The following is a 13952-nucleotide window of genomic DNA, read 5'->3' as shown; positions in this document are numbered from 1 at the left end:
TCAGCGTCCAGCCAGCAGAGCCTCAACGAATTCAAAACTGTTGAAGGGGCGCAGATCGCGGATTCCTTCGCCAGCGCCGATGAAACGAATCGGCAATCCCGCCTCAGACGACACCGCCAGAGCAACACCGCCACGGGCTGTGCCGTCGAGTTTGGTGATCACAACGCCGGTGAGGCCGGCCGCCTGGGCAAAAGCCATGGCCTGGCGAAGCCCGTTCTGACCCTGGCTTGCATCAAGAACCAGCAAGGATTCGACCTTCGCCTCCGGCGCCAAACGGTCGATGATCTTCCTGACTTTTTGGAGTTCCTCCATCAGGTTGTGCTTGGTCTGCAAGCGTCCAGCGGTGTCCACCAACAGCAGATCAGACTTGCGCGAGCGGGCGGCGCCAATCGCATCGAAGACAACGGCAGCGGGGTCGGCATTGCTGCTGGGGTTGGAGACCACCGGAACATCACTGCGCTCTCCCCAGACCTCAACCTGCTGCACGGCTGCAGCCCGGAAGGTATCTGCGGCCGCGATCAGAGCCGAATAGCCGCTGCGAACAGCAAGGTTGGCGAGTTTCCCCAGGGTGGTGGTCTTGCCAACCCCATTCACCCCCACCATCAACCAAATGTTGAGGCGATCCCGTTCCGGCGCCAGCAGAGGAACACCACTGGCCTGGATCGGCGCATCCAACAAGCCACGCAGCTGTTCCTTCAGGAAGCGAATCCCTTCCGCGGGGTCGACCACCTCCTCATTCATCCGCTGACGCAAGGCATCCAGCACCTGATCGGTGGCCTGAACTCCAGCATCCGCCCGCAGTAGAAGAGTTTCCAGATCATCGAGAACCTCCGGCGTCAGCGGGTCATCACCGAGATTCTCCAGAAGGCTGGTGACAAAGCCCTGACGGGTCTTTTCAAGGCCGCGGCGAAGCCGACCCAACCAATCGATTTCCTCTAGGGAAACCTGATCGACGCGACGGCCCTGGGCTGCAAGCACCTCAGCAGACCAGGTGAAATCCTGATCAAAGTCCCCCAACTGCGGCTCTTCTGAGTCGACAACTGGCGCAGGAGTCGGAGCCGGCGTGGGTGCAGGGGGAGCCTCGAAAGCCCTTTCATCCAGATCCTGCTGACGCTGCTGACGCTGAGCCGCGGCCTGCTCCAGCAGCGACAGTCCGGGGGCTGGTGCTGGAGACGGCGTTGGTAACGGTGCCGGTCCTGGGGTTGGGGTTGGTGGAGGTGTAGGCGCTGGTTCTGGACTTGGCGCAGGGGTGGGCTCGGGGGCCGCTTCAACGACAGGAGCCGCGGCCTGTTGTTGAGCCTTCAGACGGGCATAGGCCTCACGGGCCCAAACCAGGGCTTCGTCTTCTTCCTCAGTGGCTGCTGGAGCTGGAGTCGGCTCCGGCGCTGCTGAAACGGGAGCTTCCTTTCCAGCATCTGTCGGTTCCGGCGTAGGCGCGGGGGTGGGCGTCGGCTCCGGCTGCGGAGACTCCTCAGCCTGTCGTTCGAACCAGTTGAACACCATCAGGCCGATGCTTTCGATTGAGCGTCGTGGAAACGACGCAACACACCATTGATCATCCGGCGACCCTGCTCATCGCTATAGCGGTTGGCCAGCTCAACCGCCTCGTTGAATGCCACCGGAGCCGGAGTGCGCAGGCTTTCCAGGTCAACGACAGCCAACCGGAGGATGTCCCGATCGATCCGAGGCAGTCGGGTCAGTCTCCAGCCCTCCATCACCTGATCCAGCCGTTTATCGATGCCCTCGCGCTGGGTCAACACCTTTTGAACCCGCTCCATAGCGCCGCGGCGGATCTGCTCCTGGTCGCCAAGCAACAACAGCCGAGGCAACTCAAGACTGGCGGACAATCCATTCAGCACCTGTTCAGCGGAACCCAAGGAGGCGCGCAAGTGGGTGCGAACGATGTCATGGGTTCCGATTTCGCCCTGCTGCAACTCACTGTCCAACAAAGACTGCTGCGCCTGGTCGAGCTCTGCAGCACTGGCATCAAGCGACTCACGCCAGTGCTGGGTGAGGGTATCGAGAGCCTGGTCCAGGATCGAATCAAGGGCCAGGTCAGCAACTGAGGCTGACTTCTGTTCCGGCACCTGACCAAGAACCAGCAAGGCCAGCTCGCGTGTAAGGGATCGTGTCGCCATGACTCAGCTGGAGGGAGATGCAGAAGCCCGTAATTGGGCCATGAGGCTGGAGAAACTCCGGTTCACAGGAGCTTCACGATCATCAGGGTTGACGATGCCGGCCGAAATGATCGTTCGGAAGGCTTCTTCAACGCTGATCTCAAGCTCTCGGACGGATCCCGCTGGAACAAGGGTGTACCAACCGGTGGTGGGATTCGGAGCAGTGGGAATGAAGACGCTCAACAGGGGCTCCTTCAGATCGGATTGAAGAGAAGGACCCACCTCCCCGGTGACAAAACCAACGCTGAACAACCCCTCCCTGGGGTACTCAACGAGAACAACACGACGGAAGCGCGAGGAGTTGTCGCGGAAAAAGGTCTCCAGCAGCTGCTTCAGCGTCTTGTAGACCGAGCCAGCCAGGGGAATCCGGCTCAAGGTGCCTTCACCGAACTCCAACAGCCAGCGACCCACAATGTTGCGGGCCATCAGACCGATCAGAAGGATGCCCATCAGAGGCACCGTGAGACCGAGAGCCAGATTGATCAGATCCTGAAGCAGTGGGTTCAGGGTGATGAACGGATTGAACTGCTTCGGAATCGAGGTCAGGAACGCCAGAACAAAGCGACTGACGATCGTTGAAAGCCAAATGGTGGTTGCCAATGGAATAACCACCAGCAACCCTGCGATCAGGTCGTTTTTCAGATCCTGCCGAAGCCTTGCGGAAAGCGGCAGATCAGGTCTGGGATTGGACTGGACCAAGGAGCTACTGCGCCCAGCTTTGAGTGAAGTCAGACCAACCTAACCAGCGGTCAGAGCACTGCCGTGAAGGCGAGCAGTACAAACGCAATCGCAAGAACCACCGCCGTGATGGTTCCACCAATGAACCGCTGCTGGGATTCCCGCGCCTGACCGGCCTCAACGGTCTTGAGTTGGGCCTCCATCTGGGCAATCTGATCGTCCACCATCTTTTCGGCAGCCCGCAGCTTGTCGTCCTCGGTGGCATCGGCAGCGAGTTGACCGGCCTGGGCCAACTGCTCACCCAAGGAGGTGACCTGGGCTGCATCGGCGCGGAAGGCTCGGGCATCCTTCAGCGCCTCGCGGCCCTGTTCCAGGTTGCGCTGGCGGGCCACGTCGCCCGCACCCCCATCCAGGGACATGGGCACGGCAATCACCATGCCGAGGGCTAAAAGCGCTGAAAGAACTGCGATCAGCAGACGCAAAGGAGTGCGCTGCTGATGGGGATGATGGAGCCGTGATCCGATCAAACAGATCAACAAACCGGCAAATCCCAAGGGAGCCAGGGCCACCAGCGGTCCGGTGATCTGCGGGCGAGGAGCATCCGCACTCCAGTCGACACCGACAAGAACAGCCAGCATCTGCAGGATGAGGATCACCACGAGGGTCAAGCCAAGCCATCGCAGCAATGGAGCGAGGCGTCCTGTCTCAGTGCCGGTCACAGAGAAGATGCTGATAAGCGCCCAACCATAAGGTCGATGCAAGGGCATGTCACCGATCAACAAACGCTGTTGAGCCAGGCTCTGAAGCGCCGCGCCGCTGAGGAAGGGTTCAATCCCGTTGGCATTGCCAGAATCCCGGGAAGTCCACGGCTGCAGCTGCGCACCAAAGCGTTGCAGCGCTGGTTGGACCATGGCCATCAAGCCGACATGGCCTGGATGGCCGCCCCCCGACGACGAGACCCCAGGCTTCTCTTGGAAGGAGCCAACAGCGTGCTCGCCGTTGGCCTGAACTATTACGTCGACGCCCAACCCTCCCCCGGCTCCCTCAAGGTCGCCCGCTACGGCTGGGGACGGGACTATCACAGGGTTGTGGATCAACGGCTGCGACGGATCGGTCGCTGGCTGTCGGAACAACGGCCCGACTGTGGCTGGCGCGCCTGTGTTGACGCCACACCGTTACTGGACAAGGCCTGGGCTGAGGAAGCCGGCCTGGGCTGGATCGGCAAGCACAGCAATCTGATTCATCCCGAACGGGGCTCGTGGATGGTGATCGGCCATCTGCTGACCACAGAGCCCTTGGACGCCGACCCACCAGCCCGCAGCCTCTGTGGACGCTGCAGCGCCTGCATCGATGCCTGCCCCACGGAGGCAATTCACGAGCCTTTTGTGGTGGATGCAAGGCGATGCCTGGCCTTTCACACGATCGAAAATCGTGAGGAGGAGCTACCGGAGAACATTCGCGCCGCCCTTGGACCGTGGGTGGCGGGGTGTGACATCTGCCAGGACGTCTGCCCCTGGAACCATCGAAGCTTGCCCCAGAGCAACGATCCCGACATGCAGCCGCGCCCATGGCTGCTGAATTTGCACAAGGAGGAGATTCAGACCTGGGATGACAGCGTCTGGGACCAAAACCTGCGGGGGTCGGCATTGCGCCGGATCAAACCCTGGATGTGGCGACGCAACGCCGCTGCAGCACAACCGGATCCCACACCTACGCTTTAGCGACTCCACCCTCGCTCCAGTGCTGCGTCGAATTGGCTTGCGTCGAACGCTGGCGACTGCACTGGTCGTTCTGGGGGGTTGGTTCAGTGCCCCATCAGCCAACGCCCTGATCCCCTACGTCTACCTGCCCACAGAAGAGGAGCTCAAGGGCTCGTCGATCGGCATCGGACGGACCGCTGCACAGCTGCTTCAGCTGGGGCAAGCCAAGGACGCTGCACGACTCGCAGCGCTGGCGGTGCGGCTCAACCCCAATGACGAACGGTTCTGGTCGATCCTGGCGGAGGCTCAACTCCGCAACAACAACCTCGAGGATGCAAGCCGGTCTCTGGCCCGCGCCAAGCAGCTGAATCCCGAAAAGGCCGGCCTGTGGTTCGCCGAAGCAGCCATCGCCCTGCGGGCCGAACGACCGGACGATGCCGTTCCCTTGATCACCCGCGGACTTCAATTGGATCCGGACAACGCTCCGGCCTATTTCGACCTCGGCAACGCCAGGATCATGCAGGGCAAACTCCCTCTGGCCCTGAAATCATTCGAAAGAGCCACCGCTCTGAAGCCGGAGTTCTGGGAAGCCCTGAACAACCAAGCCCTGGTGCTTTATGAGATGGGCCAGCGTCAGCAAGCTGTGCGGCGTTGGCGCCGCGTGTTGAAGCTGGAGAACAACGCAGAACCGATGCTTGCCCTGGCCGCAGCTCTGCATCAACGGGGTGAGCAGAGCGAGGCGATCCAGCTCGCCTCCACAGCGTTGGCCAAGAATCCCAACTACGTCCTGCCCCTGCATCAAGCGGAACAGCTTTGGGGGGTGCGCATCCGTGAGGCGACGGCACAATTGCTGAGCGAGCCGCAGCTCACCAACAGCGTGGAACGAGCCCAAGCCAACGCAACGTGGAAGAAAAGCCAGTGATCATCTGTAGGCTGAGCGCCTTCCGGTCGGAGAGCGACAGACCGAATGGCTGAGGAGCGCGTTCAACCGATCGCCCTGCATCAGGAGATGCAGCGCTCCTACCTCGAATACGCGATGAGCGTGATCGTGGGTCGGGCGTTGCCCGATGCCCGCGATGGCCTCAAACCTGTCCAACGGCGGATTCTTTACGCCATGCAGGAACTGGGGCTCACCCCAGACCGTCCTTATCGGAAATGCGCAAGGGTTGTTGGTGACGTCCTCGGCAAATATCACCCCCACGGGGATCAGGCCGTCTACGACGCCTTGGTGCGGCTTGTTCAGAGCTTCTCCAGCCGTCACCCACTGCTCGACGGGCATGGCAATTTCGGCTCGGTGGATGACGACCCACCGGCTGCTATGCGGTACACCGAAACCCGCCTGGCACCGATCTCCCACCAGGCGATGCTTGAGGAGATCGGTGAAGACACGGTTGATTTCGCACCGAACTTCGATGGGTCCCAGCAGGAACCCACCGTTCTTCCCGCCCAACTTCCCTTCCTGCTGCTGAACGGCTGCTCAGGCATCGCCGTTGGCATGGCCACCAGCATTCCCCCGCACAATCTGGGGGAGGTAGTGGATGGCCTGATCGCCCTGATCCGCAAGCCGGAGCTGAGTGACGAGAAACTGCTGGAGCTGATCCCGGGACCCGACTTCCCCACGGGAGGCGAAGTGCTGATCAGCTCAGGCCTGCGGGACACCTACTTGCATGGACGCGGCAGCATCCCGATGCGCGGTGTGGCCCATACCGAAGAGGTGCAACCGGGCAAGGGACGTCACAAACGCAACGCCGTGATCGTCACGGAACTGCCGTATCAGCTCAGCAAGGCCGGCTGGATTGAAAAACTGGCCGAATCCGTCAACGACGGAAAAATCGGGGGAATCGCTGACATCCGCGACGAGAGCGACCGCGAAGGTATGCGCGTGGTGGTGGAGCTGCGCCGCGATGCGGATCCGGAGAAGGTGCTGAAGGATCTGCAGCGTCGAACAGCGCTGCAGAGCAACTTTGGAGCCATTCTGCTGGCCCTGGTGGATGGACAACCCCAGCAGCTGTCGCTGCGCCAACTGCTGCAGACCTTCCTTGATTTCAGGGAACTGACCCTGATCCGGCGCACCAGTCATGCCCTGCGCAAGACCGAAGACCGGCTTGAGGTAGTGGAAGGGCTGATCACAGCCCTGAACAGCCTTCAAGCCGTGATCGCCATGATCCAGGAGGCGAATGACGCCGCCTCAGCCCGCGCCAGCCTGATGGTGCGCCTCGATCTCAGCGAACGGCAGGCGGATGCGGTGTTGGCCATGCCCCTGAGGCGTCTGACCGGACTCGAACAGGAAAGCCTGCGCCAGGAATTGGATGAGCTGCGGGCGGAACGTCAACGCCTCAAGTTGCTTCTGGACAACCGGGATCAGCTGCTGGACGCGATGGTGACAGAGCTCAAGGCATTGAAAAAACGCTTCAGCACCCCGCGGCGAACACGCTTGGTGGAAGGCGGTGATGCCCTAATGGCCGAACGAGCGGCCAGCCAACGCCCGAACACGGAATTGCTGCGTCAGCAGGCCCTGGCTGCACTGCCCGGAGATGGTCGGGTACTGATCCAGGCCGATGGACAAGTGAAGATCGTCACCCCCCAGGTGCTGGGCCGGCTGCACCTCAATGATCCTTGCCCCGTTGGTGATGCACCATCTCCGGCACGGGTAATCCTGCCCATCGAACCACCACCGCGACTGCTGGCGGTGAGCGCGGGGGGACGCATCGCCCAGGTGCGCTGGGAATTTGCCGGCCAGCAACCCGGCCCAATTGACCGTTTCCTGCCCACAGGTCTGGACGGCGACCCCATCGTTTCGCTGCTGTCCCTGCCCAGCCAAAACATCGATGCTTTGAGTCTCGGCTTGCTCAGCAGCGATGGACGCTTTAAGCGCCTCCCCCTCAGTGAAGTGGTGGACCTTTCCGGTCGGGCCACCAGCGTTCTCAAGTTGAAAGAAGGCGTTGAGCTCAACAACGCGGTGATCTGCCGCGACCAGGGAACACTGGTGCTGATCAGCGACATCGGTCGCCTGCTGCGGCTGCGCATCAACGAAAAATCCCTGCCACTGATGGGTCGATTGGCGCAAGGACCCATGACCATGCGATTGCTCCCCGGAGAACAGATGGTCGGAGCCGTCTGCACGGAACAGGCACCACTGATGCTGTTCAGCCAGCGGGGAATGATCGGCCGCATCGATTGTTCAGGCGTGCGCTACAACCAGCGGGGCGATCTCGGCAGCATGGCGGTGCAGGTTGATGCGGAATCAGATCGCCTTGTGGGAGTCAGCGCTGGACCAGGTCTTGTCGGAGTGCGCACCAGCAAGGACCGTCACGGACGCTTGAATCCGGACAACATCACCATCTCAAAACCTGGAGACAAACTGATGGAGAAAACGTCTCTTCAGAGCGGAGAAACCATCATTGAAGTGATCAACGCCATTCAACCGAATCCCTGAGCCGCGATCAGGAGCTGCAATTCTGCTCCAGCCATTGGAAATAATCTTCGTCAATTCCCCCGGTCACATAGTGGCCATCAAAACAAGACATCTCAAGGTCCTTGATCTCGGTGTTCTCAACAATGCTTTCCAGTAGATTCTCAACGGTCTGGTAGACAACATGATCGGCCCCGAGAACATCTGAAATCTCATCACTGGTTCGGCCGTGGGCCAGCAGTTCTGCCCGGGTTGGCATGTTGATCCCATACACATTGGGATAGCGAACCGGTGGAGCGGCCGACGTGAACGTCACCTTGTTGGCACCAGCGCAGCGTGCCATCTGAACAATCTCGCGGGACGTTGTGCCACGAACAATCGAATCGTCCACAATCAAAACATTCTTTCCGGCAAATTCAGTACCGAGAGCGTTGAGTTTTTGCCGAACTGATTTCTTGCGTTCAGCTTGACCGGGCATGATGAAGGTTCGACCGACATAGCGGTTTTTGTAAAAGCCTTCGCGATAATCGAGACCCAATTGCTTGGCCACCTGCATTGCCGAAGGCCTTGCTGAATCAGGAATCGGCATCACAACATCGATATCACCAGCAGGCAACGTTTCGGCAATGGTTTGAGCCAGGCGATCACCCATGCGCAGCCGGGACTCATACACCGAAATGCCGTTCATGACAGAATCCGGCCGCGCCAAATACACGTATTCAAATGCGCAGGGAATCAATCGTGGAGAGTCCGCACACTGACGCTGGTGCAAGTTCGAATCAACGTCAATAAACACCGCTTCTCCAGGGTCAACATCACGAACGATCTCGTAGCCGCTGTTTTCAATCACCAGCGATTCACTGGCGACAATCCACTCCTCTCGGCCCTGTTCAGAAAGACGCCTGCCGAGAATCAAAGGCCGAATTCCGTAGGGATCCCGAAACGCCAGCATTCCGTGGCCCGCAATCAAAGCGATCGCTGCGTAGGAACCCTGAACGCGGTGATGCAGTGATGCCACCGCATTAAACAACTGATCCGGTGTCAGATCACGACCTGTGAGCTGAGATTGAATCTCCGTGGCCAACACATTGACCAGCATCTCCGTATCACTGGTCGAATTGGTATGACGACGATCAATCTTGAACAGATCCTGCTCAAGCTGATGGGTGTTGGTGAGATTGCCGTTGTGAACAAAAGTGATGCCATAGGGGGCATTCACATAGAACGGCTGAACTTCCTCTTCTGATGCAGCAGCACCACGGGTGGCATAACGAACGTGACCGATCCCGGCATTGCCCAGCAGCTTTCGCATGTCTCGTGTGCGAAAGGCTTCACGCACACGTCCCCTTTGTTTGTGCACGTGGAAGGTGTGATTGTCCATCGTGACAATCCCTGCCGAGTCCTGACCACGGTGCTGAAGCAGAAGCAGATTGTCGTAGATCTGTTGGTTGACTGAGTCAACACAGAACATTCCGATAATGCCGCACATGATGAATCCGAAGTCAGAGAGATAAGGAAGAGAAACGACCGTCAGGCAACGCCTGACTCAATCACTCCGAATGCATTCGTCGGGGCAACGCACCACGGAAAACAGCAGCACAGCGTTCCACCTCAAGATCGAGATGAACAGCTGATTCCGATCGGATCACCAATCGAGCCTCCTCGGTCACGCTGCCCAGTTGGGTGACGCAGAGCGCTGGATTGAATCCGATCAACTGCTCCCATTCAGAGAGAGATGCGGCCTTCACCGACACAATCACCCGGCTGCCGCCTTCGGCGAACAGCACCCGCTCCAGGCGTGCCGAACCTGTGGACAACGTCACGCTGATGCCCAGATCAGAAGCGATGCAGGATTCAGCCAACGCCACCGCGAGGCCGCCATCACTGCAGTCGTGGGCGGAGGCCAACAGACCTTGGCCAATGGCCTCGCGCACCAGACTCCCCACTGCTGCTTCAACGGCAAGATCGGGCTTGGGCGGTCGTCCGGCCAAGGAGCCAAGGGTCTGCTGCTGATAGGCACTGCCCGCCAAACCAAGGCTGGGATCAGCACCATCCTCCGGCGGAACACCGATGAGGAAGATTGCATCGCCGGGCTGTTGCCAGGCCAAGCCAGTCACACGGCTGATGTCATCCACCCCACCAACCATGCCGATCACCGGCGTGGGGTGGATCGGTTGCATCGTGCCGTCGTCCTGTTTGGTCTCGTTGTAGAGCGAGACATTGCCGCCGGTGACGGGGGTGTTGAGGGTGCGGCAGGCATCGGAGATCCCGCGGCAGGCCATGGCCAACTGCCAGAACCCCTTGGGTGTTTCCGGTGAGGGGAAATTGAGGTTGTCGGTCACCGCCAGGGGCTCCGCCCCCACACAACTCAGGTTGCGTGCTGCTTCGGCGACGGCCGCCTGAGCGCCGCGTTCGGGATCCAGGGCAACCCAACGGTTGGGGCAGTCCACCGTGGCGGCAACACCACGATTGGATGCTGCCATGGATCCATCACCCTGCTGGGGTCTCAGACGCACCACAGCGGCATCAGCGGCACCGGACGAGACGACCGTGTTGGCCAGCACCTGCTGGTCGTACTGACGGTGCACCCACTGCTTGCTCGCAATGGTGGGGTCATCCAGAAGCTGCAGCAGGGCTGCCGCGGCATCGCTCAGCTCCGGAAGCTCCTGCTCGGTCCAACCCCAGAGCGCCTGAAGATCTGCCGGGGGCTCCTGCAAGAGGGCATGTTTTTCAATCGGCGTGTCATCGGCAAGAGCCGTGGCCGGCACCTCAGCGGCGACAGCACCGTGATGCAACACCCGCACAATCGGTTCCTGGAGCACCTTGCCCACAACCGCCGCCTGCAAGCCCCAGCGACGGAACCGCTGCATCAATGCGTCCTCCCGGCCGGCCTTCACCACGAACAACATCCGTTCCTGGGATTCCGACAACAGGAACTCGTAGGCCGTCATACCGGTTTCACGGGCCGGAACACGGTCCAGGTCCAGTTCCACCCCAAGGCCCCCTTTCGCAGCCATTTCCGAGCAGCTGCAGGTGAGACCAGCGGCGCCCATGTCCTGAGCGGCCACCACATCACCACTGGCGAACGCCTCAAGACAGGCTTCGATCAGCCCTTTCTCCAGAAACGGATCACCAACTTGAACGGCGGGTCGGTCATCCAGGGAATCAGCACTGAGCTCAGCGCTGGCAAAGCTGGCTCCCCCCATGCCGTCCCGACCGGTGGTGCTGCCCACATACACCACAGGATTGCCGATGCCGATCGCGCCTGATTTGACGATCTCCTCGGTCTCCATCAACCCGAGGGCCATGGCATTCACCAGCGGATTGCCGGAATAGGAGGGATCAAAAGCCACCTCGCCACCCACCGTCGGCACCCCAACGCAGTTGCCGTAATGGGCAATGCCCGCCACAACACCTTCCATCAGGCCAACGTTGGCGGGATCCTCAAGGGGACCGAAGCGCAGGGCATTCAGCAGCGCGATCGGACGGGCTCCCATCGTGAAGATGTCGCGCAGGATGCCGCCCACCCCTGTGGCCGCCCCCTGAAAGGGTTCAACGGCGGAGGGGTGGTTGTGGCTTTCGATCTTGAAGGCCAACCGATGGCCCCCTCCGAGATCGACCACGCCAGCGTTTTCACCGGGGCCCACCAGGATGCGTGGACCCTCCGTGGGGAAGCCACTCAGCAACGGCCGGGAATTGCGGTAACAGCAGTGTTCGGACCACATCACGCCGAACATGCCCAGTTCGGCTCGATTCGGCTCGCGGCCGAGCCGCCGACAGATCTCATCCCAGTCACTGGGCTTGAGCCCTTCCTGCTTCAGGGCGGCAGCTATGTCGTACGCAGGGGAGGAAACCACGAATCGCGGAGCACCTCCCCCCAGTGTTGCCGACCGCCCGTCAGACCCAGGGGTCTTCCTCCTCGCGACGGCGTCGGGAGGAGGTGTCGTCCCAGCTTTCGTCGTCCCAGACCTCTGGTCCGGACACGTCCTCTGGTTCGTCGTCGTAGTCGGCTGTAGAGCGCACGCTTTCCGATCGCAGCTCATCGATGGGCGAGTCGTCCAACCAACCCTCCAGACGATCGGTTGCACGGTCACCCATTGACCGCAACTGGTCCCGCCAATGTTGGGTGCGTTGGAGCAGATCCTGACGAACGCTGGCGCGGGCCATCGGCAGATCATCCAATCCCATCAGGCCGGTTTGGATCTGACCCGGTTGTTGATCAAGGATGCGATCGGGAGCCAAACGCCATCGGGAACTTCCCGGTAAACGCGGATCGCTGCGGGCGATCAAGTAGTGAAGAATCGCGCCATCAGCAGGTCGAAAATCAAGGTCCACAACGCTGCCAATCCGCTCTCCGTCACGGTCGAGCAGGGCTGCATCCATCAGCGTCGGCAAGCGCTCCAAGGTCACCTGATCGGTGACCGCCGGTTCGCCACGCACGAACACCTGTTGATCGCTCAAACCACAACACTGGTTCAAACGCCACACATCACGTGACATGCGCAGGGCCGATGGGCGACTGACCCAACCGAGCAGACGATGCACCGGCGGATGCATCCAAGCCATGACCCCTGGCCCGTGATCAAGGCCCAGATCACAACGGACCGTGTGACTCAGAAGATCACTCAGAAGCAGCTGATCCGGTAGCGACACATCAGGAACGGATCTGAACGGGCATCACCAGATAGGTGAAGGCTTCGGACGCGTCATCGGAACGGAGCACGGCTGGCGTGGTGGGGGCATTGCAGTGCAGAACAATCCGATCAGTGCCCATGGCTTTGAGGCCATCCAGCAAATAGCGAACGTTGAAGGCAATCTGCATGGCGTCACCCTCCAAGGTGGCGGGAAGCGATTCGGAACCACTGCCCACATCCTGCGCATCGGCACTGATCTGAACAACACCGTCCTCAGGCCGACTGCTGAACTTCACAACGTTGTTGTGTTGATCAGCCAGCACAGCAATGCGCTCCAAAGCAGCGATCAAGGCACGACGGTCCATTCCGAAGGTGCGGGTGAAGCCGTCAGGGATCAGCTGGCCGTAATTGGGATAGGTGCCTTCCAAGGTGCGGCTGGTGACCATCTGGTCGGCCGCAAGAAACACCACCTGGCCGCGATCACAGAACAAACTGACCGGTTCATCGGAGCGCCAGGACGCCATCAGCCGCTCCACCTCCCGCAGCGAGCGCGATGGGAGTGTCACCGCGAAACCCTCGTCATCCACGGCATCGGTGACGGCCTCATCCTGCAGGGCATCATCAACATTGAGTACAGCAAGGCGGTGACCGTCGGTGGCAGCCGCTTCCAGAGCCCGCTGGTTGAACTTGAGATGCACGCCTGTGAGCAGTTGCTTCGCTTCATCAGCACTGCTGGCAAACAGGGTGCCCTTGAGCGCCTGCACCAACCGTTCCGGTTGCAGCTTGAGCGTCATGCCGCTCTCCACCATCGGAAGATCGGGATAGTCGTCAGCGCTCATGCCGCGCATCTGATAACTGCCGCTGAGGCTGGTGAGCTGAACCTGCTCACCGGAATCATCAACGGCAAGGGTGACTGGAGAATCGCTGGATAAACGGGACACGATCTCTCCCAGCAGCCGGGCCGGAAGTGTGATGGCACCGCTGGTTTCCACACTGGCGGCGAGAGATGTCTGAATTCCCAGGCTCAGGTCAAAACCGGTAAGGCTGAGGCGATTGCTGCCGGCATCGGCGGTCAGCAACACATTGGCCAGAACCGGATGGGTGGGGCGTGTTGCGACCGCACGGCTCACCAACTGCAGAGCGCCATTCAGTTCGGACTGTGAACAGACCACCTTCATCGTCCTGAAGCCCTGAGCGCGCTGAGGTGTCCCACGGTTTCACAGGCTGAGGGGAAGTGCAATGGCCAATGCTTTGGGAGCCTTTGTCCGGCTGTTTAGTTCTTATGGATTTAAAAAATAAAAAACAAAAACAGCCGTCGTAGGGCCTGGGGAAAAGGGGGAAAAAGCTCAAA

Annotated in this window: 11 protein-coding genes; 3 read left to right on the top strand and 8 right to left on the bottom strand. The window is 60.4% G+C overall.

Annotation, left to right across the window (positions count from 1 at the left end; all coding sequences use genetic code 11):
* Genes ftsY through SynA1562_RS00040 form a run of 4 tightly spaced genes read right to left on the bottom strand, consistent with a single transcriptional unit; the run spans position 1 to position 3574 of the window.
* The gene (gene ftsY, locus SynA1562_RS00055; protein ID WP_186494187.1) at positions 1-1503 is read right to left on the bottom strand and encodes a signal recognition particle-docking protein FtsY; all 1503 of its coding nucleotides are present in this window, start codon (positions 1501-1503) and stop codon (positions 1-3) included.
* A complete protein-coding gene (nusB, locus tag SynA1562_RS00050) occupies positions 1503-2138 on the bottom strand; it encodes a transcription antitermination factor NusB (RefSeq protein ID WP_186494186.1) in 636 nt (211 codons plus the stop codon). Before nusB ends, ftsY begins: the two co-directional genes overlap by 1 nt.
* Positions 2139-2141: 3 nt before the next feature.
* Entirely contained in the window at positions 2142-2876 is a 735-nt protein-coding gene (locus tag SynA1562_RS00045; protein ID WP_006849770.1) for a DUF502 domain-containing protein, read from the bottom strand.
* A gap of 50 nt (positions 2877-2926) precedes the next feature.
* Positions 2927-3574, bottom strand: a complete 648-nt coding sequence (locus SynA1562_RS00040; protein ID WP_186494185.1) for an HpsJ family protein — start codon at positions 3572-3574, stop codon at positions 2927-2929.
* Between the two features lie 36 nt (positions 3575-3610).
* On the opposite strand from SynA1562_RS00040, the gene queG reads away from it, so the two are divergent.
* The 3 genes from queG to SynA1562_RS00025 are packed head-to-tail and all read left to right on the top strand — an operon-like array spanning position 3611 to position 7991.
* On the top strand, positions 3611-4576 hold the full coding sequence (gene queG, locus SynA1562_RS00035; RefSeq protein WP_186494184.1) for a tRNA epoxyqueuosine(34) reductase QueG: 966 nt from the start codon (positions 3611-3613) through the stop codon (positions 4574-4576).
* A 19-nt stretch (positions 4577-4595) separates the two neighbouring features.
* Positions 4596-5477, top strand: coding sequence for a tetratricopeptide repeat protein (locus SynA1562_RS00030; RefSeq protein WP_186494183.1), 882 nt, complete (start codon positions 4596-4598; stop codon positions 5475-5477).
* A 45-nt stretch (positions 5478-5522) separates the two neighbouring features.
* A complete protein-coding gene (locus SynA1562_RS00025; protein WP_186494182.1) occupies positions 5523-7991 on the top strand; it encodes a DNA topoisomerase (ATP-hydrolyzing) subunit A in 2469 nt (822 codons plus the stop codon).
* 7 nt (positions 7992-7998) lie between these two features.
* Here the strand turns inward: SynA1562_RS00025 and purF are convergent, their stop codons facing one another.
* The 4 genes from purF to dnaN all read right to left on the bottom strand — a co-directional run bounded on the left by purF (position 7999) and on the right by dnaN (position 13779).
* On the bottom strand, positions 7999-9456 hold the full coding sequence (gene purF / locus SynA1562_RS00020; RefSeq protein WP_186494181.1) for an amidophosphoribosyltransferase: 1458 nt from the start codon (positions 9454-9456) through the stop codon (positions 7999-8001).
* A gap of 61 nt (positions 9457-9517) precedes the next feature.
* Positions 9518-11824, bottom strand: a complete 2307-nt coding sequence (purL, locus tag SynA1562_RS00015) for a phosphoribosylformylglycinamidine synthase subunit PurL (protein ID WP_186494180.1) — start codon at positions 11822-11824, stop codon at positions 9518-9520.
* Between the two features lie 40 nt (positions 11825-11864).
* The gene (locus tag SynA1562_RS00010) at positions 11865-12620 is read right to left on the bottom strand and encodes an RNA methyltransferase (protein ID WP_186494179.1); all 756 of its coding nucleotides are present in this window, start codon (positions 12618-12620) and stop codon (positions 11865-11867) included.
* A gap of 1 nt (position 12621) precedes the next feature.
* On the bottom strand, positions 12622-13779 hold the full coding sequence (dnaN, locus tag SynA1562_RS00005; RefSeq protein WP_186494178.1) for a DNA polymerase III subunit beta: 1158 nt from the start codon (positions 13777-13779) through the stop codon (positions 12622-12624).
* Positions 13780-13952 lie beyond the last annotated feature (173 nt).

Source organism: Synechococcus sp. A15-62, from assembly GCF_014280075.1.
In the GTDB taxonomy this organism is placed as follows: Bacteria; Cyanobacteriota; Cyanobacteriia; order PCC-6307; family Cyanobiaceae; genus Parasynechococcus.
Note: the sequence above shows the minus strand (reverse complement) of the source record. Positions and strands in the feature narration are given on the sequence as shown.